Consider the following 21,267-nt stretch of genomic DNA (forward strand, 5'->3'; position numbering starts at 1 on the left):
TTGAAATTCCGTTATCAATGCAATAATCGGCTGCTTCATCGTAGGTATTGAAGAATTTTGAAGAACTTTGATTATTAATATCAAAAACTAAAAAAGGCTTAACTCCCAATGCGTTATCTGTTTTTTTCATTTAACCGCATCTTTTAGCTTTTGACCTGCTTTAAAACCCGGTACGTTGGTAGCCGCAATTTTAATTGCCTTGCCTGTTTGTGGGTTGTGTCCTTTTTTTTCTGCTCTTTGTTTAACCTGAAAACTGCCAAAGCCAACGAGCTGTACGCTGTTACCCGATTTCAAAGACTCGGTGATGGTTTCTGCGAAGGCATTAACCACCTTCTCTGCATCCTTCTTGGCTAATCCTGATTTTTCACTCACTTTGTTGATGAGTTCTGTTTTATTCATGTTGCACCTAAATGAATAGATTACGTTAATCCTAGTTATGCTAGCGGTAGTGACACTGTTGTGCAATGACTAACTGTTAATTAATTTAAAAATCCATTTAAAAATATTGATCCCAAACGCTCGCCGCAGCTTAGTGACCGAGCAACGCGAGTGAACGGGCGAGGAAGCGGAATATCACTTAAGGTCACAAAGGAATCAGGTCACTTATTGGTTAAAGAATAACCAAATGAAAATATCTAAAGCCAATGAATATTTTGAAGTGGTTATACCACTTTTGTCAAAAAAGTTATCCACAGCGAATGGGGAAAAATTTCCGGTTAAATATAGTTATGTATAAGTTAAATAAGTTAAAGAGGGATAAATGTAATATAACATTATGATTATAAAATGTTTTTTTTTAAATCGTTTTCCTAAAGTCCGCTTTTTATTTCCTAAAGTCCGCTTTTTATTTCCTAAAGTCCGCTTTTTATTTCCTAAAGTCCGCCTAATTTGCTTTGTTATCCACATTAAAAAGGTCTTTTTTTTGTTTAAATTTTTAACAATAATTGATTTTTTTCTTAAAGTCCGTTATTTTTTCTTAAAGTCCGTTATTTTTTTGATAGGAATACTATTCCTAAAGTCCGAAATTACACGAACCGTGTAAATGCTGAGAACAATTACACGGTTCTAACCAAAACCCTAAGCATACTAGGATTAAGGCTATGACTGATCTTACAACGAAAACGAGAAAACACAATTTGAAAACCTTACGTCCACGCAAACACAAACAACTCGAATTTTTTATTGCTGATGATATAGACATCACTACGTTTCGTGATGAGATGGCTAGTATGGAGCATCCTTTCTTTGCATTGAAAGGTGGTGATACCAAAGTAAGAATCTATAAAAATGGGAATACTATAGTTACTATTAGACCGGCCGCTGAGATAGGATTAGCAACTATTTTTGATAAAGATATTTGGATTTATTCTATTTCAAAATTACAGGAAGCTATAAACAATAATCAACCTATTAGTAAAACTATTACTTTTACCCCATATGATTTTTTTATCACCACAAATAGAGATAATGGTGGAAAAAATTATGAATTACTTGAAAAAGCTTTGTCTCGCCTATCTGGGACAAGAGTCAAAACTAATATTATATATTCAGAAGATGCACAAGAAACAATAGAATTTGGATTAATTGATAGTTGGCGAATAGTGGAAGAACGCAAAGGCAAACTGGAAATAGGTATGGTGGAAGTTACCCTACCTGATTGGCTGTATCTGGCAATCACTAAAACAAAAGTTTTGCAAATTAGCCCTGATTATTTTCGCATTCGTAAAGCGATAGATCGAAGATTATATGAAATAGCTAGAAAACATTGTGGAAATCAGCATGAATTTGTAATTTCACTTGATAAACTATATGCAAAAACAGGAAGTACAGCAGCCTTATCTAAGTTTAAATTTAATATAAAACAACTCGCTAAAACAAATGACCTTCCCGACTATGAAGTTCTGTTTGATCCTTCCACCAATAAAGTGACCTTTAAAAATCGTAATCAAAATACCCCTCAAGCTGAATCTTCACGAAAAAGAGAGAAAGGGAAGAAAGAAATTTTTAAGATTAAAAATAAAAATTTTAATAAGAATAAAAATTGATTACTATTTTAGGTTTATACCAAGTACATACATTGTATTTTGTTTTTGTACATACTAGGTATTTTAAATTATAAGTTCATTGGTTGAACAAAAAACAACTATAATGTATATTACAATGTATTATATTTGTACATACATTTTGTATGTATAATGTATTATTAATTGTTGATTTCATACGTTCTTTGTATTTACTTTGTATTACATATTGAGGGTGATAATTATGATTCTTCTATTTGCATCCGATAAAGGTGGTGTTGGAAAAAGTACTACAGCAGTTAATATAGCAGTAATGTTAGTTAATAATGATAAAAATGTAATAATCTTAAAGACGGACAAAAATCCTGATCTGTTAAACTGGGCTGAAATTCGCCGCGAAGCAGAACTTACTACTATACCTGTTTTTGAAGCTTATGGTAATGTAATAAGTGAAATTATTAGAATTAAGCGAATGTGTGATGTTCTAATTATTGACTGTGCTGGTCATGATAGTGCCGAATTTCGGAGCGCTCTAACTATAGCTGATGTCGTAATTACATTAATTAAACCATCATCTATGTTCGAAAAAGGAACATTGACAAAATTAACTGAAACTATTCGTGATCCCGCTTTAAAAAATCCAAATTTAAAAAGTCATCTTTTGATGACCAGAATTAAACACAATAAAATTAAAGATGCTTTGGAGTTAGAGCAGGAATTGCGCAGCGACAGTATATGGATTCAACCATTAAAAACAAAGCTTTCAGAATTGGATATTTTTGAAAATGCGGTTAATTTAGGCGCAGGAGTTCACGAAGTTGAACGAGGAAGTAGTTTAGGAAAGGCAAAAGGTCAATTAGAACTGATAGGTAAAGAGATTGGTTTAATTTAAAATACATTGTATGTACATTGAACCCCTTTTGTTATATAATGTAAATACAATGTGTGCTTTTAGGGTGATTTAGCCATGTCTTTAAAACTAAAGAAACCAAATATTCAAATTAAAAATAACTTAGATATTAAAAAAAGTGATACTGCTCGTTTTATTGCTAAAGGAGATAGGCGTCCGGAACAAGGAAAAAAATTAACTCCATCAACTTTTAGATTACCGCGTTTTGTCATTGATCTTCTTGAAGATGAAGCTAATAGAATCGGTCAAAACAAAACAATGATATTAAAAGCTGCTATATTGGCATACAGTGATCTTGACGAAAATATTAAAAACGCATGGTTAATAGAATCCATGAAGATTTAATAAATTATGCGCTACCTAAAGGGAATCTAACCTCCCCATAGATAGCTAACCCAAAACCTAGCATAAGTAGGAGTTGAGCTATGAACAATAGTACCTTCCGCGTGCTTGTCTGTGAAGCACCAAAACATACAATCGTATTGTTTCCCCGTTTGTCCCGCAATTTAACCCTTCGTCAGCGTGCCAGAATTCTGAATAGCGTTGGGGGATGGTGATAGCCATACATTTAATTAATTCTTAAAAACTTTATATTAATTGACACTTTCACCCCAATTTTCTTTTGAAGGAAAGGATAGATATTATGAATAGGTTAATTTACAAAAATGATTTTAAACTGTATGAGTTATTTGTTGGATTAACGGTGACCATCATGATCACCTGTGACACACTTGTGTACAAAACGTTTGATTTCTATTCTGTTAAAATAACGGCAAGCGGAATAATTTTTTCTCTATGCTATTTACTATCTGCAGTTACAACGGAAGTGTATGGCTACAAGCTAGGAACGAGAATAGTTTGGGTTATTGTACTTTGTCAAAGTTTCTTTGTTATTTTAGTTAATCTATGCTCAATCTATCAAGTCGATAATAACCATATATCAGAAACTTATCAGTCGCTATTTGGTGAGTTTTGGCGTGTTATGCTGGGTACTTGGATCTCAGTTCCTGCTTCTTATTTCTGCAATGGTTACATTATAAGTAGGCTAAAAATTTATTTTAAAGGAAGATTATTTTTAGTTAGATATATGTTATCAGCTATGATTGCACAGGGGATTCTTTTAATAACGGCTTATCCTATAAGTTTGTCTTCTAAATACTCCTTTTTTGAATTAATTAATATTATTTCAACAACATGGAGTTATAAGGTAATTATGTCTACTTTACTTTTACCAATAGGTATCCTTTTGGCTAGAAAAGTGAAAAAAATTGAGAAGATAGACACATTTGATTATAACATCAGTTATAATCCATTTAATGTTTTTAAACAGAGTAGTGAAAATGAAAGTAATACAGCTCACTGATCTCCATTTGTTTTCTGATATTCATCAAGAATTATTTGGCGTTAATACTTACAATTCATTTAATAAGATTATTAATCACCTTCTGTTAAAGGAGGGTGATTGTGACGCTATTATTGTCACAGGGGATATATCTCAAGATGAGACGGTACCATCATATGAATTAGCGCTAGAGCTATTAAAAAAATTGAATAAACCTGTTTATTATTTACAAGGGAATCACGACCAAAAAGAAAAGTTGAACTTAGTATTTAGCGATCTAAAACCAATAGACGAACTATGTTCTCCTTATTGGAACTTTATTTCTGTCGATACGGTTGATTATGGTAAAGATAGTGGATTTCTATCTAATGATGAACTTAATAATTTAAAAAATAAAATCTGTAAAAATGAAAGAAATAATATTGCATTAATCATGCATCATCACTGTTTAAAATTGGGAACACCGCTTATTGATGGCTGTATGCTGTTAAATAGCAATAAATTAATAGAAATTATTGATAAGGAAAAGAAAATAAAACTTGTAATTTGTGGACATGCGCATGGCAATTATAAATTAACACATAAAAATTTTACCCTAGAAGTTGCCCCAGCAGTTTGTTTTCAGTGGAAAAAAGGAACAGAATTGCCAGAAGTAGAAAAAAAAATCGGATATCGAAAATTTTATTTCTTTAAAGACAAGTACTTATCTGAAACTATCATGATTTAATCGATTAAAATTAATAATGTTATTTTCATAATTTTTATTCTTCAGTTCATTATGAAGTTTAATTTCTTCGTTTATTTTTTTAGATAATTTTCTTCCTTCATTAAGGCCTGCATTATATGCAATTAAAATTGCATCTTTTGTATCAAGATCAGGAAAATAATCGATATTTTTTAAAATATAATTACCAGTATAGGTGTGCTTACTATATTTGTTTCTTATTTCATACTCATGGTTTTCGTTTTCTGAATAAATAAATAATTTTTTATTTTCTAACCGTAAAGAATAGTTTTCTTTTTCCATAAGGATGAGTTCTTTAGGATGAATAAGCGTTAAGAAACATTCACTATCTATGATTTGGTCGTAATTTAATTCAATGCATTCATGGCTTCCATGACACTTAAATATATAGAGAAAATGATTTTCATTTCTTTTTTTATCAACTAGTTCAAGTTGATAGCGAGGACTATATGATTTTTTCAAAAAAGAAAAAATTTTTTTAAAGTAAGTTATTTTCATCATTAGAAGCTTCTTATTTTCTTGATAACAACACCCAATAACTCATAATTTTCATAAATAGTGGGATTTGATTCTATCATTATAGGAGAAAAAGCTAAATGTTTTGATTCAATATAAACTCTTCTAAAAAATGGTGTGTGATGGTTAATTTTAACGAGAGTGATATCTCCATCTTTAACATTTGCTACTTTTGACACTATACAAATAGTACCAATAGGAATATAAGGATTTAAGGTGTCGTTATCGACTTTGATAGCAAACAGAGATGTTGAGGGGTGATTGCCTATTTCTGCAATAAACGTATCCTCAAATAAGTTGTTGTCAATATAATTGTCAATCCTAGATAAAGATACTAAAGGCATTGGATCAACAATAACTTTTGATAAAACTCCTTCCTCTTTTTTCTCAATAAGTTCACTAACACTAGTATTGAAAAATTTAGCTAACACTTCCAATGTGGTAAGTGTTGGATTACCTACCCCACGTTTTAAAGAATTAACTGTTGCTATACCTAAGCCTGTTATATCGCTTAACTGTTGAGATTCAATGTTTTTCTCATTCATCAACCTAGTCAAGTTTTTGGCTATCAATTTTATTAACAAATTATCCCCTTTGGATATTATAGTGTTTTCTTTTTGCATATTCTAAATTCTCTGATAATATATAATCTAAAGTGGATTTTTTATAGGTGTTATTTGTAATAAATAATCATAATTTTAACACGTAATCTATAAATTAGGAGGTAATTAAGGAAAATAATGTTGGTTTTATTAGGTTCTTCTCAATCAAATGTTTTATGTTCGCATTTGCAATTACCTAAATTCCATACGTTATTAAGGGTTAGTGCATCACCACTCAGTTTTTGTTTACTTAATCAACAACCGTCTTAAGGAGACTTAAATGAACGGCAAGGTAACTTCATGCCTAAAAAACCCTTTCACTGTGGGTGCGGTAGCTATCCGCAAGGTGTTAAAACAACAAAAATCGTTATTAACAATGACGTTTCTCGGAATATTGATGCTATTTCCGGCTATGCAGGCTTTTGCAGATGCGCCGGCAAGTGGTGATTTGTTTGTTAATGGCAAAGGGGTGATCCAAAGCACTTTTGGCAAAGGCTCAACGGTAGTCTGGATTCTGTACGTACTGGAAATTCTGGCAGCGGTTCTCGCTTATGTTAAAACCAAAAATATTGCCGTTTTTGGTGGCATCGCCGCAGTGCTGGTCTTTGTTAATGTGGTCTTCGGATTAATTTAATGTCGGATAATTCACGCTACCAGTTCCCCTCGACACTCGCGCATCAGCGGCGGTTTTTGGGGTTGCCCCTCGATGAAGCAGTGGTTTACCTGCCGCTTATTGGCTGTGCGATTTTCGTCAATATGTGGATATTTGCCCCTGCATTAGCCATCGCCTTTGTTGGGCTTCGAAGGCTTAAGCAGGGCAAAGGGTCAAGTTATCTGTTGGGTCTCGCGTACTGGGGGTTACCCACCTCAGTCATGCGTTTTTTTATCACCGTATTACCCGAAAGTTTCAAACGGTACTGGATAGCGTGAGGAGCGTGCATGGATTATCAACTGCGGAAGTCATCACAAAAGCAATTAGCCATCGGGGTCGTGACCTGTGTGGTGATAACGGTGTTAAGTTTAGGTGTTTGTTATCGGCTACTAATGCAAAACAGGGAATTGACTTCTCAGCTTGTTAATAATCATCAAACGATTGTGACCCCAATGGTTGCCCACGAAGGTTTTTCCTTTCACGGCACACGCGGTGATGCCCGTTATCTTCGTCTGATGGCGTTGAGTCTGCTTAACCTGCGTCTGAATGTCTCCGCGCAAACCATCAAAGACAGTCATGATTTGTTGCTGGCTTACAGTGATACGCATTTACGCGAAAAACTGATTGCCGTGTTAGCGCAGGAGCGCCAACGGATGGCTATCAATGAAGCCAGCTCTACCTTTTATCTCAAGGAGGTCAAGGTGAGTCCCGATACTGGTGTGGTGGATATTACCGGCGAATTGCACTTTTTTTACGGCATTAAAGCCGTGGAGCCGGTCGATAAGCACTATCGCTTGCGCCTCGAGACCCGCGATGGGGCATTGAAACTAACGGATTTTGTGGAGTTGCCGGCATGAAAAAACTGCTTTTTTGCCTAAGTTTTATGTTGATTTCCACATCCAATTGGGCAGAGAACCTGACTGTTACCCCTCATAGTGTGGTGCGACTTTCCGTGAGCAATCGTGAACCGAATGTGATTGCGGTGATGAACGACCGGATAGTGGAAGCCAATAGCGCAGCCGGCAAGCTCGCCGATAAAAAAGCCACTGACAGCGGGGCATTAATTTTCACCACCGACGAAACCGCGCCGTTTTCGCTCTATATCGAAACCGAAAAGGGCTTTGGTTTCATGGTCAATGCCATCCCCGTCAAAAAATCCCAGGGCATCAATGTGAGCGTGATGAATGCCGAGGCGAAAGCTGACGCGGGTGCCGAGGAGTGGGGAAAAACCAGTGATTCTTACAGTCAATTTATTACTCGTATCTTCACGGCAGCGATGAACGACAATATCCCCACTGGTTTTGTTAAAAATGGTCGCGTAAACGTCAACTGGTCAGCCTCGGCATTAGCCAACTTCCGCTTTTGGGACAGTGTGAGCTTTCAGGGCAAAAACATTCGGTTACTACGCGTTAATGTTAAGAACAAAACCTCACAACCTATTCAATTAAATGAGCGAGTTTTTTGGGTTCCACAAACGATGGCGATTGCGTTTAATCCGACCGTTAACACCTTACGACCGCAAGAGCAGGTCACGCTGTTTCTTCTGATTAAGGAGAAACCGGAATGAATATCAATCATTTTATCCGCAAAAATCAAAAGGTGGTGTTTAGTGCAATTGGCCTCGGTGTGGTGGCGATTTTTACGCTGCTTTGGTGGGTAAATAAGCAAGCCTCCGGCGTGGAACTCACCGCCGCTGACAGCACTGTGCAATCAGGTAATGCTCCCACTCAAGAACCGGATTTAACGGGTGCTATCACCAATACCTTTGATAATAAGGTGCAAGGCAACGTGGTTACCGATGCCCAGTTAAGCGAAAAAGCCAACCGGCAGACAATGGACATGTTACTAAAAGAAATTCAGGGCATTAAGCGCGATTTTGATGCAGTTAAAAACGAAAATAGCCAGTTGAAGGCCAATGTGGATCAGCTTCAAGCTGATTTGCAGAATAATCAAAAAGCGATGGAAAGCCAGCCAACACCAGGGGCAAGTCAAACAGGGTATTCCTCGCAAATTGCTATCCTTCCACCGAAAGGCCAACTTGAAAGTACCCGTTTTAGCTATCCAAAAAAAGAAAACGTGATCTCATCCGGTTTTTATGTCCCCTCAGGGACATTTTCTACCGCCATTGTACTGGAAGGCGCGGATGCCAATGCGTCAGTGAAAGGCGAAACCAAAAAAGTCGCCATGCAGTTTAAATTAACCGGCCTTGCCCATCTACCTGGCAACCAAAAACTCGACAAATTAACTCACTGCTTTGTCACCGCGTCGGCTTGGGGAGAAATATCCAGCGAACGGGCAGAAGTAAGACTCGAGCGTCTGTCGTGTGTCATTGATAACAAACATATTGACCAGGTAGTTGAAGGGCATGTCGGTTTTTATGGCAAAAACGGCATTAAAGGCATACCGGTGATGCGCAATGGCGCCATGCTCGGACTGGCTTTTGGTGCAGGGGCATTAGGTGGTTTGGGTAACGCCTTCTCGCAAATTGGCAATACCACCGTCGGCATGGGGGCAACCCATCAGGCCACAACTCAGGAAGTCGCCAGACAGGCGCTGGGTAGTGGGGCATCCACAGCAGCCAATAAACTGGCGGATTATTACATTGAGCGCGCGGAGCAATATCATCCGGTTATTCCGATAGGCGCTGCTAATCGCGTCGAAGTAGTTTTCCAAAAAGGCTTTAAAGCCGAATTTATTGAGGATGTGGAAGCAAGAAAAGCGGCTGAGTCACCCACCCAACTGGCGAAAAACGCCGGCAACAGTCTAAAAACCAATCTTCCGCCGGAGTTGCTCAATCAGTTAGGCAGTGCCGCCTCAATGGACTTGTCCGATTTTGTTACACCAACAAAACCACCGTCAAATAACGGAGGCATAAAGCCATGAATACGTTAGTACAGAGAACTGTCATCAAACGCTCACCCCTTAATAGGGTGAAAACAAAAAGCAACAACATTTTGGCGGTTAAGCAAAATGCGTCAGTCGTTAAAAAAATTACCCTGCATGGCTTACAACTGATAATGCATTTCAGTCTTTATTTCCCATTGATGTTTATCTGGCTCACGGTCGCTTTTGCATTAAGTGGAAATCTGGCAATCAGTTATCCCACTGAACCGGAGGCGATGTACTTAACGTTTGATAACGTTGCAGAGCTGCTCACCCCCGTTTTTCGTCTGTCATTGGCTATCACCTTAATACTTTGTTTTTTGCGGTTGGCTATCGGGATTTTTCAGAGAAAGCCCAACAAGAAGGAGTCAACATGATGTTGAACTGTCGGGTATGGATTATTAGCGGTATTGTGTTGCTCTCAGGCTGCGCGGGTATGAATAGTGAGTTTGAATTTGGCAAACCCGCCAAAGACTCAGGTTACTGGATGAGTGAGGCCGATGAGATGACCAATACCGCCAGTGATTCAGTCGCCCAACATAAAGGCGAGGACGTCAAGTCCGCTAAAGGCTTTAATCTATCGGCTTATCGCTTAATTCAATTAAACCCGATGCAAACAGCGGTAACATTGTTAACTGAACGACCTCAGAACATAAATAACCCATTACCGTCACCCGCTAAAAATCTTTCTTCACGCTGGCTAACGAATAACGCCCTCACACAGCCCAGTGCTGCCTGTCCGGCAAGTCCTTGTCTCGGTGAAACCGGCGCTCCCTCTCGGCAAGTGGAGCGGATAACGCGCGCGTGGATTGCCCCTTATGTCGCACCCGATGACGTCGTTCATGCCGGCGAAGTGGTTTATTTCGTGACCACCCCGGCCAGCTGGGCAAATGTGGAGACGATTTAATGTTAAAACACGTCAATCCACTCAAAATCATTGAACTGGTGGGCAATGCCCTGATGGAAAAAGACACCACCCGTGAAACGGCAAAAAAGCTTGAGTCGATGGATTATCCGCATTTGCGCGACTTATTGCCCTATCGGGATTATGACGGCGACCATCAGCTTTTTATTAACCAAAGCTCATTAGGTTTTTTATTGGAGGCGCAACCCTTAATAGGCGCAAATGAAAAGCTGGTCGAATCATTAGAAGAGCTAGTTAAGAACAATTTACCGCGTGATATTCCGCTGCAGGTGATTTTGCTGTCCAGTCAAACGGTGTACGAGAAATTAACCACCGGCTTGCGTGATTTTAGCTGGCAGGGCAATCGTGCCGATGAATGCAATCAAATCACGCAGGGCTTTTATCTGGATGCGGCGCGTCATCAGTTTGCCAATCCACAAAATCTGCCGTTGACGCTGAGGGATTATCATCTTTATTTTGCTTTTTGTCAGCAGTGTAAGCGGATAACGGAAAGTGAAATCATCAAAATCCGTGAAATCCGCCGTAATCTGTTAAGTGCGCTCAATGCCTCCGATATTCATGCGGACAATGCGTCAATCACCCGCTTTTTGCAGATGATGCGCGAAATGATTAACCCGGATACGGAAAGATTAAAACCATACTCAACAGAATGGATAGAAGATAAAGATATAAATCAGCAGATTGTGCAGAACAACACCTGCTACTGGTTTAAACCGGGCTATGTGGAAATTACCGGACGCAATGAAGAAGACAAACCGTTTTCCACCCGCGCTATGCATTTTAACCTCGACAGCAATCCCAGAGCGCACTATCTCTGGCAAAACGGCAATATTATTTCCAATCTGCTTAATCCACAAAACGGCATCCGTTGCCCATTTGTCATGAGTTTCATCATTCAAACCGAAGACCAGTCCCGTAGTCAGGGTGAGGCCAATAAGAATTTCTTGGATTTGGAGCGGAAAGTTTCCTCGTCTTATGCAAAATATATCCCCTCAACCAAACGCCAGCACGCCGAATGGAAAAGTTTGCGCGAAGGATTGCTCTCAACCGCGACGTCACTGTCCGGTTATTACCTCGGCGTCACCCTTTTTTGTCGTGATGATGAAGAGGAAGCGGCTAAAGAAGCGGAGCGCACCAAAAAAGCCTTTTCGATGCAGGGGCTTAATATGGTCAGAGCCGATTTAATGCAGATGCGTAACTTCCTGGGTCACTTACCTTTTGCGGTGGGCGATAATCCGAAGCTCTGGAAAGACTTTTTAAAAACGGGTGCTATTCAACGGGCAGAATCCTTTCAGGCGGTCAATCTCATGCCGATTATCGCCGATAACAAGCTCAGTCAGGCAGGGATAGTCTTCCCAAGTTACCGCCATCAACTGGCGTTTCTCGATATTTTTGACGCAAGTCTGCCGAACACGAATTTTAACTGGTTTGAATCGGGCACCTCAGGTGCGGGGAAATCGGTGTTGGCACAAACGATTGCCAGACAGGTGTTGGATAGTGGGGGTTATTTGTCCATCTTTGATATCGGTGACAGCTACAAGGCGTTTTGCCAGAGCGTGGGTGGCACCTACATTAACGGGGAAACCTTGCGCTTTAATCCGTTTGCCAACATTACCGATATCACCTTGAGCGCTGAGCGCATTCGTGACCAGTTGTGCATTCTTGCCAGTCCTAATGGCCTGATGGATGAAGTGCATGAATCACTGATACTCGAAGCGATCACGGAATCCTGGCCTGACAAAAAACAGGATATGCGTATCGATGATGTCGTTAATTATCTAAAAAAACATCGCGGTAAAATTCAAGAGGCTAGCCGTATCACCGGTCGCATTGATGAAATTCTGGTACTGCTAAACAAATACACCACCAAAGGGATATACGGCAGATATTTTAATAGCAGCGAGCCGACCTTAAAGCCAGATATGCGCTTTGTGGTCACCGAGCTCGGTGGATTGAAAGCCAATCGGGATTTACTTATGGCGGTGTTATTTACGCTCATGCTCTGGGCAGAAAACCTGATGTACAACACGCCACGTAGTTTACGCAAGATGAACATTATTGATGAAGGCTGGAAACTGCTGGATGCCAAGAGCCCTAAAGTCCGCGATTTCATCGAGGAAGGTTACCGTACAGCCCGTCGGCATAATGGTTCCTTTGGCACTGTAACACAAAGTATCCGCGATAAAAATTTAAGTACCGCAGCACTGGCCGCTTATGACAACAGCAGCTTTAAATTCACGCTGATGCAGGATGCAAAAGCCTTTGCCACCTTCCAAAAAGAAGAACCTTCCACCTTTAATGAGATGGAATGGGCATTAATCCAAAAGTTTCCCCCTGCCAGCCGTGCCGGATTTAGTGCCGTGCATTTAAGCGTTGGCGGTTACAGCAGCTTTCATCGATTAGTGCTCGACCCATTAAGTAATGAGCTTTTCTCTTCCCGAGGTGATGACTTCACCTATCGGGAGAGGCGCTTAAAAGAAGGCGCGAACATCAATGACATTATTTTTGAAATGGCGCAACAGAAAGACCCAGCGTTATTGGCCAAATTAAAGCAGGTGAAGTCATGAGAAAAGGAGGTGGGGATTGGATATCTTGATAATTACGTTTCTGATGATTGCCGCATTGTCGTTTAGTGTTATTCGATTGGATGAAACAGGGAGAAAGCGAGTTGAGCTAGATGTTGCGTTAGTGCTGACGCTGAGTGTAGGAAGTGTCATGTGTTTATTAAACATCCTTGAAAGTATTCCTCACTCATACCATGGAGTCGGGCTTTAGTTAACGTTTGTTACATCAATTAACTTTTTTTGGAGAAAATAAATGCAAAAAATAGTGGCATCAACAAAATCTAATTGGTTAAAGGTGGCGGAGGCGACTACGCTAGTCGCGCTTTTCTCGTTATTTGTAACTTATTTTTACGGGCTTGCCATGGGGGTAGGGAAATTCTCGCTAAGTGCCAGCCTTACCTTGGCCAGGCAAAATTCTGATTTTGAATTATTGGCGCTCTATTGGGGAATAACCGAGGCGCTATGGGTTTTAGTCTTGTACTGTCTACTATTGGCGATCGTTGAGTATCGTAGCAGTAAAACAACCCAAACTCGGTGGGTCGCTGCCTGGTTAAAACCCAATATCAGTTTTAACAGAATGTTGAATTGTTTGTACTGGTCAGGGCTAATTTTTCTGATAGTGGGATTCACTGTTCACAATCTCGGACTGGATATCAGTCAAATCCAAATATTTAATCTCTACCCTAATTTTAAAATAAACGGATTTCTACTGCTTCTCCTTTCCCTTGGTCAAGGCGCATTAGTGCTTTCAGGGGTGTTTGCGGTATCAGGCGTGATGACTAACCTGTCAGCCGTAAAAAAGCCATTACCTAAGGCTTAACGCATGAAAAAGACTGCCATCATTAATTTCATCATAGGAAGTTTATTCAGTACGCTACTGATTATGTCCGTACACCACTGGCTTTGTCCGCCGACGAGCATTATCACCTTTGATATGAAAAAGACCACCGATCGCTTTTTACTGCAGGTCAGCAAACTGGACTTGTCAGATGAGAAAAAAGACCAGCTGATAGAACGATATAACACCACCTTAAAACGGGTGCTAGAAAAAAACAGTAAAAGTAACACTGTAATACTGGTTAATAGTGCGGTGATGGCAGGAGCAGTGGATAAAACGGCTGATATCCAGCAACAGCTTGCCGAGGCGATGAAAAACCATGAATAAATGGCTGCCTTGTATCGGTATGTTGATGAGTTTCAGCGCGGTCAGTCTAGCCACTGAAATCGGCACGTTTGGCGATGTGTGGGCGATAGCCGAACAAAACTTGCTGACGGTAATTGAGGGGCAGGTGGAAAGTGCTTTTTTAGGCAATGAGGAGAAAATTCACCAGGAATGGCGGGAGCGGGTAACAAAAAATGCCGAGCGTCCTGAACCGGTACAGGGACTCACCAAAGCGGTAAAAAATACTACCCGTACGTTTGACCCCAGTTTTACCGTCACCAAAGATATTCGTGACCACAATGGCACCCTTTTTGCGCGCAAAGGGCAGAAGGTGAGTCCGTTTGATATTACCCCTTTTAATGAAACGCTTTATTTCATCGATGGCGATGATGAAAAACAGCTTACCTGGGTCGCCGCGCAAAAACCGACGACCGCCATCAAAAAAATTATTTTGGTGAACGGAAATATAAAAACCACGTCGGATGCCTTAAATCAGCGTATCTACTTTGACCAGGGTGGCGTTTTGGTTAACCGGTTTGGTATTGAACGATTGCCCAGTGTCGTGGATGAAATGCCAAATCATTCCTTACTACGGATAACTGAGGTGGCGGTGAAATGAACGTCTTTGTGAAATCAATACTCTTGAGCTTATTTTTCACGGTTTTGCTCCTCAATCCGATGCTGTCGGCGAAAGCGTCGTTGTGTGAGGGTCGCTGGGTTAATCCCATTACCGATATCTGCTGGCGTTGTCTGTTTCCAATCAGCCTTGGTGATATCAGTTTAAATAGCAGTAGTCTACCGGATACACGCAATCCCTCCTCACCGATTCAGTTATGTCCGGCGCCCCCGCCGTTATTTCAGCGTATTGGCCTTGCGATAGGCTTCTGGGAGCCGTTTGCCATGACCGATGTGACGCGCTCACCGATGTGTATGGTCAATATGGGTGGTTTCACCATTCCGATAGGACAAATCGGCATGGGAAAAGGCACCAAAGGTGCCAATGAAAATCCAGGTGGGATGTACCACGTTCACTGGTACAAATATCCGCTTATCAGCTGGCTTAACATCTTAACCACCATTGGATGCATGCAAGGTGGGGAATATGACATTGGCTATCTCTCGGAATTTGACCCAATGTGGATGGACGACAATCTGGCGCTTTTTACCAATCCAGAAGCGCTGCTATTTGGCAACAGCATTGCCCAGTTAGCCTGTGCCGCCGATGCGATTGCCAGCGAAGTCCGCTTGCCACTCGATGCGCTCTTTTGGTGCGCGGGTTCACATGGCTCCATGTATCCGTTCACGGGGACGGTTTATTCCGAAAGCAGTGGCATTAATAGTGCGTTATTACTCACTGAGCGGATGAATTTTAAGTTACATCGCCAAGGTATGATTTGGGACACGATTGGCAAAAACAAGGCGGTGTGTCAGGAATACCCGACCGTGATTATGCCCAAAAGCCGTTATCGCTATCAAATGGTCAATCCCGTGCCGGATGCCAATCAGTGTCATCCCACCGGTCGCAGTGTTATTCGCTGGCAAACCGGTAAAGAAATGCCAAACACTAAAAAGAACTACGGCTATCTGGTGTGGAAAAAACGCAACTGTGTGGTGCTTTAGGAAAATAACGATGCAAAAATTCACCTTACTCTCCCTGTTAATTTTATTGATATCAGTCGCTACACCGGCAGAGGAAGGGATGCCGTTAGAAGGTATTACCCAAGAAACCGCCTATTTTTTATCATCCAGCATTCCAGAAAAAACGCTAGTGACATTATTAAAATCGGCGCAAGCAAAAGGGATCCCGGTCTATTTCAACGGTCTGATTGACAACAGTATGGAAAAAACCGCCCGCTACTTACTTAATCTGATACAAAAATATCAGGTAGCAGGTATCCAGATTGATCCGCTGCGCTTTGATTACTATGGCATAACCCAGGTTCCTGCGCTGGTTAAGCGCTGTGGCAAGACATTTGATGTTGTGTATGGGACAGTGGCGCTGGATGAAGGATTAACGCAAATTACTCGTCATGGAGCGTGCCGTGATGAATAAAATACTGACCGTGCCACTTTTGATGTTTGCAATATCGGCTTTTGCCAACGAGATGGATAGTGCCGCGAAAGAAGGTTATGACCTGGCTGAACAAACGCAAAAGCAGACGGAATCTGCGCTAACGAATTTTCAGCCACAAAAGGAATTACCTAATTTTACGCCTAACCCCAATGAGGTAGATTTCTATCAAGATGCATCGAAAATAGGCAATGCTGCCAATCAGTCCCTGGGTGAAAGTGAATTAGGCAAGCTCGTCCGGGAAACCTATATCAATAATCCAAAGGATAAAATCGACTGGCAATCGGACATGGTAAAAAACAGCCAAACCATTCAGGAAAATGCCGAAGGGATTACCGCAGGCAGTGCCGAGCAGTGCAGCAAAAAAAGCATTAGCCAATCGACATTTAAAGAGCATGTCTGCGAACGGGGAAAAACCATTGTCAGTACCTGTACCAACACGGCCAGCGTTGCATGGACGAGCGAAACGAAAACAAAGCGGGTTACCCGAGAGTATCCCTTAAACCGCCAGCCTTATCGTAAAGAAGGGAGTAGGATTGTCGTAACAATTACACCCGATGTGAGTGGTACGATTGAAAAAGCGACCTACGCCTACAGGGGTGGTTATATGGATGATTATATTGAAGTAGAGGGATTAGGTGCACGGTTTACTTATGCGATTAAAGGCAGTCGTTCTGTGGAAAATCCGCTTAACATTAAAACCCGAGAATGGGTTAAAGGTCAGCCCATTCGGTTTTCACATAACGAGGAGAGTCGATATGGAAAATATGAGTTTCGCCAAGGGGCGACGGTTACCTTACGTTTTACCCTAAAGGTGAGCGAGACAATCTGGCATCCAAAAGTCGTTTGGACAGCGAACTGCCCTATTGATAAAGGCAATGCGGTCAAAACAAAAGCCTGGTGCAGCCAAAAAGGCGAAACCCGTTATGTCGTTAAAGGCGGCAAACGTTATCCTGTCACGTTACCTTGCTGGCAAGGATCCGAGGAGTGGGTCGTCTCTGAACGGGATGATAATACCTGTGGACGATGGGAAAAAGACCCGAATTGCAGTGAAGGGCAACGCCAATGTTTACAGAAAATCGGCAATTTATGCGTCAAGGAATCGGTGAAATTCCAGTGTCAACAAACCACGCAGGGGGAAGGGTTTCTCTGTGGCGGCAAATTCTACTGCTCAGACGGCAAATGTGCCGCCATTGCCTCGGGCAAAAATAATGACTTTGGCGAAGCGGTATCGCAATTAGCCGCACTTGCGAAAGCCGGTAAAGACATCAGTGGGGATGGCAAAAATATCAGTGCGTTTACCGGTAAACCGATGGCGTGCCGCAAAACGGCGATTGGTTTTAGCAATTGCTGCAAAAGCAGCGGTTGGGGGCATGATATTGGCCTTGCCAGTTGTGACAGTGAAGAAAAAGCGATAGGCAAAGCCAAAGAAAAAGGATTGGTGGTTGATGTGGGGGAGTTTTGCGCTGAAGACGTGTTAGGCGTGTGTTTGCGGAAAAAGCACAGCTATTGCGTGTTTGACAGTAAGCTCGCGCAGATTGTGCAGGCACAAGGGAGAGGAGGTCAACTGGGCGTGGGATTTGGTAGTGCTAAACATCCGGATTGTCGCGGACTCACCATTGATGAGTTGCAACGGGTGAAATTTGATACGCTCGATTTCACCGAGTTTTATGATGAGCTTGACAGAAAAACAACACTACCGGATAGCAAAAAGCTCACTGAAAAGATAAGCCAGCAGATCAAGAATGAATTGTCAGGGGGTTGATGATGAAAAACCTATCTGTTTGTCTTTTGTTGCTATCGTTTTCATCTATCGCAAAAATTGATGATGGCTATCACTACTCCCCTGCGGTCGGTTGGCATTGGTATAACGAACCTGCGCCACAGCAGGAAGCGCCGGAAGAACAACAATCCCAGTCAAAACCGCCCTCAGCCGTGGAAACCATGCAAAAAATCAAAGCCATTGGCGATGAATTACGCAATGCCGCGGTGCTCGACCCGAAATCGCCGGAGAAAGTGGCGCGCTGGATAGCGTTTCAAAATTACTGGTCGGATAACGCCAGTCAGTTCTCAGCCACCTGGCAGAAGGTGCTGCTACTGAAACCGGAGCTCGATTACAACAATCGACATTCCCATTATAACGCCACGGCAACCTTGTCTTACGCGAACGAGCGTAAAGCACAAACTGCTGCCATTAAAGCTGTCAATCAACGCTATGGGGTCTTTTTCTTCTATCGCGGCAAGGTGCCGTTGGACAACAAACTCGCCCAGGTGGTGCGGGAATTTGCCCAGCAATATCAGATGGCGGTAATACCCATTAGTGTTGATGGTGTTATCAACCCCGAATTACCCTATAGCCAGAAAGACCGAGGACAGGCGGCAAAGATGCAGATTCGCTATTTCCCTGCGCTCTTTCTGGTTGACCCGAGCACGGGCAGCTACCACCCACTGGCTTATGGCTTTATCAGCCAGGATGATTTGGCAAAACGGCTATTAAACCGTGTCACTGATTTTGCCCCGAGGGATTAACGATGAAATACATACTTTCACTTCTGTTACTGATGCTGACATTACCGATCGCCGCCAATACGCTCGATGAAATCGCCGCACTCGAAAAGCACAAGACGGTAGCCATGAATGACACAAAACAACAGCGAATAGCGCAAAAAACGAAGCACCAGACTTTTCGCTTATCAACCGGTCAGGTGCTTAATATCACCGATTGGCAAATCGTGCATTTTATGAAATCCGATTGTCAATATTGCCAGCAGTTTAATCCCATTCTGAATGCCACCGCGCAACAACTGGGTATTCCGGTTTTTGTCTATAGTTTTGACGGACTCGGTGATAGCACCTTTACCAACGTATTACCGGTCACCCCGGATGTGATAAGTGAGTTTTTCCCTGAATTACCGCAGGTGACGCCCACCGATTTTATTGTTAACACCCAAACGCTGGTCGCTATTCCGGTTTCGCAAGGCATGCTGAGCGCAGAAATGTTTGTTAACCGACTGGAACAGTCTTTTGGGCTGGCTGAAAAACTGGGGGTATTGCAATGAAAAACCGCAATCCAATAATTGCCCTCATGCTGTTTTGTACCACAACGCATGCGGGTATCAATGAAGATTTAAACAATTTTTTTCAGGAGCTCAATAGCGGCAGTGGCGCAAATGTCACCCAAGCTGCGGCGTGGCAAGGACAGGCAGCCGGTTATCTCACCGGTGGCTCGCTTTTTCTGCGTAATCCCGTCAGACAAATCCAACTTATCTCGGTCACCTTGCCCGATGTTAAAGCAGGCTGTGGCGGCATTGATGCCTATCTGGGGTCATTTAGCTTCATCAACTCAGACCAGATAAAAGTGTTGACATCCTCCCCCACCTTCACACTTCGTGACTCAGGAGGGGGATTCCCGTTAGTCGGAGACTATCTGATCGCTCAGAAGCCTGGTTCCTGCTGCTGACGGCATTACTGCACCGTTCACTTCACAGGCTAACACGGCATGTCCTGCCGCTAAAATGTTACGAGCTCCGTTGATATCTGCGTTCTCTGTATACCCGCACTCAAGGCACTCGAATCTACTTTGTGATTGACGATTTTCTTTCGCTGTATGACCACAACATGCACACCGTTGACTTGTATATGCCGGAGGCACAGCTAATACCTGACCACCGCGCCATAGCTGCTTGTACTCAAGCTGACGGCGCATTTCATACCAACCCTGATCCAGTATCGAACGGTTAAGTCCTGATTTTGCCCTGACATTCCGTCCGTGCTGCTCTTGTGTACCTTTTGCCGATTTCGACATGTTACTGACCTTTAAGTCCTCAATGACGATCATCGCGTGGTTTTTGCTGATTTCACTGGTGACTTTGTGAAGGTAGTCTTTGCGGATATTGGTTATATGCGAGTGGAGACGTTGGATTTTTCGCTTCTGTTTTTTCCAGTTATTGCTGAATTTAACTTTACAGCTTAACTGACGCTGGAATTTCGCCAGCTTTTTTTGGTTGGTTTTAAAACTGTTTACAGGTTCAAACACTGTGCCGTCTGACAGCGTGGCGAGTCTGGTTACACCTGCATCCAAACCAATCATTGTTGCTGACGAATGAGGCTGAATGTCCATTTCCAGTTCGACCTGAAACGATATATACCAGTGTCCCGCATGTTGGCTAACGGTTGCGTTTTTAATCTTACCGTACAGCTTTTGCGACTGCCGGAACTTTACCCATACCAAACCTGACGGTAATCTCACTCTGCCATTATCGAGCTGACAATATTTATCAAAATTAACAAAACGAACTGAATCACGCCCGTCATTTTTCCTTTTAAATACAGGAGCTTTTGCTGCCAGTTTTTTATCAAAGCAGCGTTTCCATGCCCCGTGCAGATCTTTGAGTTTCTGCTGAAGATTATCCGTGTAGGCTTCTTGCAAAAAGGAATGTTCCGGCTTTTTTTTCCATTCTGTGAGCATCCGATTTAGTTCAAACGCTGACGGTAGTTTACCGCCGGATTCAATAATGCGTTGCGTCTCTGCTAGCCCGTAATTCCAGATAAAACGAGCGCATCCGCACAACTGCCGCAAACGTTGCGACTGTTTTTCGGTTGGTTCGAGTCTGAATTTGTAGGCTTTTAGAATTAGCATTATTACTCAGTGTGTAGTAAATTATCTCACTATCTTACCGTATATCCGGTTAATTTCAATGCAAAAATATAAAATCAACCGTTCAAGACATGCAGCGTTTCTTTTACATGTTCACCTTGTCTTTGTGACTAAGTACCGAAAGAAAGTACTCAGTGGCTTGCACTACAAAGCATTTCATCAGTATGCAGGTGAAGTGTGTCGCGACTTTGGGGCTGATTTAAAGGAAAGTAACGGA

29 protein-coding genes are annotated in these 21,267 nt (G+C 41.9%); 25 read left to right on the forward strand and 4 right to left on the reverse strand.

What is annotated here, in order from left to right:
* Window positions 1-126: 126 nt before the first annotated feature.
* Entirely contained in the window at window positions 127-399 is a 273-nt protein-coding gene (locus H1X92_RS00330; RefSeq protein WP_180558341.1) for an HU family DNA-binding protein, read from the reverse strand.
* Window positions 400-1,100: 701 nt separating this feature from the next.
* On the opposite strand from H1X92_RS00330, the gene H1X92_RS00335 reads away from it, so the two are divergent.
* The 6 genes from H1X92_RS00335 (at window position 1,101) to H1X92_RS00355 (ending at window position 5,000) form a co-directional block, all read left to right on the forward strand.
* Complete coding sequence (locus tag H1X92_RS00335; RefSeq protein ID WP_180558342.1) at window positions 1,101-2,045, forward strand: replication initiator protein A; 945 nt, start codon at window positions 1,101-1,103, stop codon at window positions 2,043-2,045.
* A gap of 220 nt (window positions 2,046-2,265) precedes the next feature.
* Window positions 2,266-2,913 (forward strand): AAA family ATPase, encoded by a 648-nt coding sequence (locus H1X92_RS00340; protein ID WP_370520584.1) that lies wholly within the window; start codon window positions 2,266-2,268, stop codon window positions 2,911-2,913.
* 75 nt (window positions 2,914-2,988) lie between these two features.
* Window positions 2,989-3,276: a stability/partitioning determinant gene (locus H1X92_RS00345; RefSeq protein ID WP_180558343.1), complete on the forward strand. Its 288-nt coding sequence runs from the start codon at window positions 2,989-2,991 to the stop codon at window positions 3,274-3,276.
* An 80-nt stretch (window positions 3,277-3,356) separates the two neighbouring features.
* Complete coding sequence (locus H1X92_RS15995) at window positions 3,357-3,488, forward strand: hypothetical protein (protein WP_255498964.1); 132 nt, start codon at window positions 3,357-3,359, stop codon at window positions 3,486-3,488.
* 86 nt (window positions 3,489-3,574) lie between these two features.
* Complete coding sequence (locus tag H1X92_RS00350) at window positions 3,575-4,294, forward strand: VUT family protein (RefSeq protein WP_180558344.1); 720 nt, start codon at window positions 3,575-3,577, stop codon at window positions 4,292-4,294.
* On the forward strand, window positions 4,272-5,000 hold the full coding sequence (locus tag H1X92_RS00355) for a metallophosphoesterase (RefSeq protein ID WP_180558345.1): 729 nt from the start codon (window positions 4,272-4,274) through the stop codon (window positions 4,998-5,000). The genes H1X92_RS00350 and H1X92_RS00355 overlap by 23 nt, the downstream gene beginning before the upstream one ends.
* Here the strand turns inward: H1X92_RS00355 and H1X92_RS00360 are convergent.
* Together H1X92_RS00360 and H1X92_RS00365 are read right to left on the reverse strand one after the other, a co-directional pair.
* Window positions 4,977-5,519 carry a hypothetical protein gene (locus H1X92_RS00360; protein WP_180558346.1) on the reverse strand — a complete coding sequence of 181 codons (543 nt, stop codon included), beginning with the start codon at window positions 5,517-5,519 and terminating at the stop codon, window positions 4,977-4,979. The genes H1X92_RS00355 and H1X92_RS00360 overlap by 24 nt on opposite strands.
* A complete protein-coding gene (locus tag H1X92_RS00365) occupies window positions 5,519-6,157 on the reverse strand; it encodes a helix-turn-helix domain-containing protein (protein ID WP_180558347.1) in 639 nt (212 codons plus the stop codon). Before H1X92_RS00365 ends, H1X92_RS00360 begins: the two co-directional genes overlap by 1 nt.
* A gap of 259 nt (window positions 6,158-6,416) precedes the next feature.
* Here H1X92_RS00365 and H1X92_RS00370 point away from each other — a divergent pair, with 259 nt between their 5' ends.
* From H1X92_RS00370 to H1X92_RS00455, 18 genes are all read left to right on the forward strand, one after another.
* On the forward strand, window positions 6,417-6,770 hold the full coding sequence (locus H1X92_RS00370) for a type IV conjugative transfer system pilin TraA (protein ID WP_180558348.1): 354 nt from the start codon (window positions 6,417-6,419) through the stop codon (window positions 6,768-6,770).
* Window positions 6,770-7,066 carry a type IV conjugative transfer system protein TraL gene (gene traL / locus H1X92_RS00375; protein ID WP_180558349.1) on the forward strand — a complete coding sequence of 99 codons (297 nt, stop codon included), beginning with the start codon at window positions 6,770-6,772 and terminating at the stop codon, window positions 7,064-7,066. Before H1X92_RS00370 ends, traL begins: the two co-directional genes overlap by 1 nt.
* Window positions 7,067-7,075: 9 nt before the next feature.
* The gene (traE, locus tag H1X92_RS00380) at window positions 7,076-7,645 is read left to right on the forward strand and encodes a type IV conjugative transfer system protein TraE (protein ID WP_180558350.1); all 570 of its coding nucleotides are present in this window, start codon (window positions 7,076-7,078) and stop codon (window positions 7,643-7,645) included.
* A complete protein-coding gene (locus H1X92_RS00385; protein ID WP_180558351.1) occupies window positions 7,642-8,355 on the forward strand; it encodes a TraK domain-containing protein in 714 nt (237 codons plus the stop codon). Before traE ends, H1X92_RS00385 begins: the two co-directional genes overlap by 4 nt.
* Before the next feature lie 110 nt (window positions 8,356-8,465).
* Window positions 8,466-9,671, forward strand: coding sequence for a TrbI/VirB10 family protein (locus H1X92_RS00390; protein WP_180558352.1), 1,206 nt, complete (start codon window positions 8,466-8,468; stop codon window positions 9,669-9,671).
* The gene (locus tag H1X92_RS00395) at window positions 9,668-10,048 is read left to right on the forward strand and encodes a hypothetical protein (RefSeq protein ID WP_180558353.1); all 381 of its coding nucleotides are present in this window, start codon (window positions 9,668-9,670) and stop codon (window positions 10,046-10,048) included. Before H1X92_RS00390 ends, H1X92_RS00395 begins: the two co-directional genes overlap by 4 nt.
* Entirely contained in the window at window positions 10,045-10,578 is a 534-nt protein-coding gene (gene traV, locus H1X92_RS00400; RefSeq protein ID WP_180558354.1) for a type IV conjugative transfer system lipoprotein TraV, read from the forward strand. Before H1X92_RS00395 ends, traV begins: the two co-directional genes overlap by 4 nt.
* Complete coding sequence (gene traC, locus H1X92_RS00405; protein ID WP_180558355.1) at window positions 10,578-13,163, forward strand: type IV secretion system protein TraC; 2,586 nt, start codon at window positions 10,578-10,580, stop codon at window positions 13,161-13,163. The genes traV and traC overlap by 1 nt, the downstream gene beginning before the upstream one ends.
* A 16-nt stretch (window positions 13,164-13,179) precedes the next feature.
* Window positions 13,180-13,371: a hypothetical protein gene (locus H1X92_RS00410; RefSeq protein ID WP_180558356.1), complete on the forward strand. Its 192-nt coding sequence runs from the start codon at window positions 13,180-13,182 to the stop codon at window positions 13,369-13,371.
* Window positions 13,372-13,413: 42 nt separating this feature from the next.
* Window positions 13,414-13,980 (forward strand): hypothetical protein, encoded by a 567-nt coding sequence (locus tag H1X92_RS00415; RefSeq protein ID WP_180558357.1) that lies wholly within the window; start codon window positions 13,414-13,416, stop codon window positions 13,978-13,980.
* 3 nt (window positions 13,981-13,983) lie between these two features.
* The gene (locus H1X92_RS00420; protein ID WP_180558358.1) at window positions 13,984-14,325 is read left to right on the forward strand and encodes a TrbI F-type domain-containing protein; all 342 of its coding nucleotides are present in this window, start codon (window positions 13,984-13,986) and stop codon (window positions 14,323-14,325) included.
* A gap of 19 nt (window positions 14,326-14,344) precedes the next feature.
* Window positions 14,345-14,941, forward strand: a complete 597-nt coding sequence (gene traW, locus H1X92_RS00425) for a type-F conjugative transfer system protein TraW (protein ID WP_255498965.1) — start codon at window positions 14,345-14,347, stop codon at window positions 14,939-14,941.
* Window positions 14,938-15,942: a conjugal transfer pilus assembly protein TraU gene (gene traU, locus H1X92_RS00430; protein ID WP_180558360.1), complete on the forward strand. Its 1,005-nt coding sequence runs from the start codon at window positions 14,938-14,940 to the stop codon at window positions 15,940-15,942. Before traW ends, traU begins: the two co-directional genes overlap by 4 nt.
* A gap of 10 nt (window positions 15,943-15,952) precedes the next feature.
* Window positions 15,953-16,375 carry a type-F conjugative transfer system pilin assembly protein TrbC gene (gene trbC / locus H1X92_RS00435; RefSeq protein ID WP_233458095.1) on the forward strand — a complete coding sequence of 141 codons (423 nt, stop codon included), beginning with the start codon at window positions 15,953-15,955 and terminating at the stop codon, window positions 16,373-16,375.
* Window positions 16,368-18,158, forward strand: coding sequence for a type-F conjugative transfer system mating-pair stabilization protein TraN (gene traN, locus H1X92_RS00440; RefSeq protein WP_180558361.1), 1,791 nt, complete (start codon window positions 16,368-16,370; stop codon window positions 18,156-18,158). The genes trbC and traN overlap by 8 nt, the downstream gene beginning before the upstream one ends.
* A complete protein-coding gene (gene traF / locus H1X92_RS00445; RefSeq protein ID WP_233458096.1) occupies window positions 18,158-18,922 on the forward strand; it encodes a type-F conjugative transfer system pilin assembly protein TraF in 765 nt (254 codons plus the stop codon). Before traN ends, traF begins: the two co-directional genes overlap by 1 nt.
* Window positions 18,923-18,924: 2 nt before the next feature.
* Window positions 18,925-19,452 (forward strand): type-F conjugative transfer system pilin assembly thiol-disulfide isomerase TrbB, encoded by a 528-nt coding sequence (gene trbB, locus H1X92_RS00450; RefSeq protein WP_180558362.1) that lies wholly within the window; start codon window positions 18,925-18,927, stop codon window positions 19,450-19,452.
* On the forward strand, window positions 19,449-19,853 hold the full coding sequence (locus H1X92_RS00455) for a conjugal transfer protein TraH (RefSeq protein WP_180558363.1): 405 nt from the start codon (window positions 19,449-19,451) through the stop codon (window positions 19,851-19,853). Before trbB ends, H1X92_RS00455 begins: the two co-directional genes overlap by 4 nt.
* Here H1X92_RS00455 and H1X92_RS00460 read toward each other — a convergent pair.
* Complete coding sequence (locus H1X92_RS00460) at window positions 19,806-21,032, reverse strand: RNA-guided endonuclease InsQ/TnpB family protein (RefSeq protein ID WP_180558336.1); 1,227 nt, start codon at window positions 21,030-21,032, stop codon at window positions 19,806-19,808. The two genes, H1X92_RS00455 and H1X92_RS00460, sit on opposite strands and share 48 nt — an antisense overlap.
* Window positions 21,033-21,090: 58 nt before the next feature.
* Here H1X92_RS00460 and H1X92_RS00465 point away from each other — a divergent pair.
* Window positions 21,091-21,267, forward strand: a 177-nt coding sequence (locus H1X92_RS00465) for a transposase (protein ID WP_180558337.1), incomplete at its 3' end; no start/stop codon positions are given.

The organism is Arsenophonus endosymbiont of Apis mellifera (genome assembly GCF_903968575.1).
In the GTDB taxonomy this organism is placed as follows: Bacteria; Pseudomonadota; Gammaproteobacteria; order Enterobacterales; family Enterobacteriaceae; genus Arsenophonus; species Arsenophonus apicola.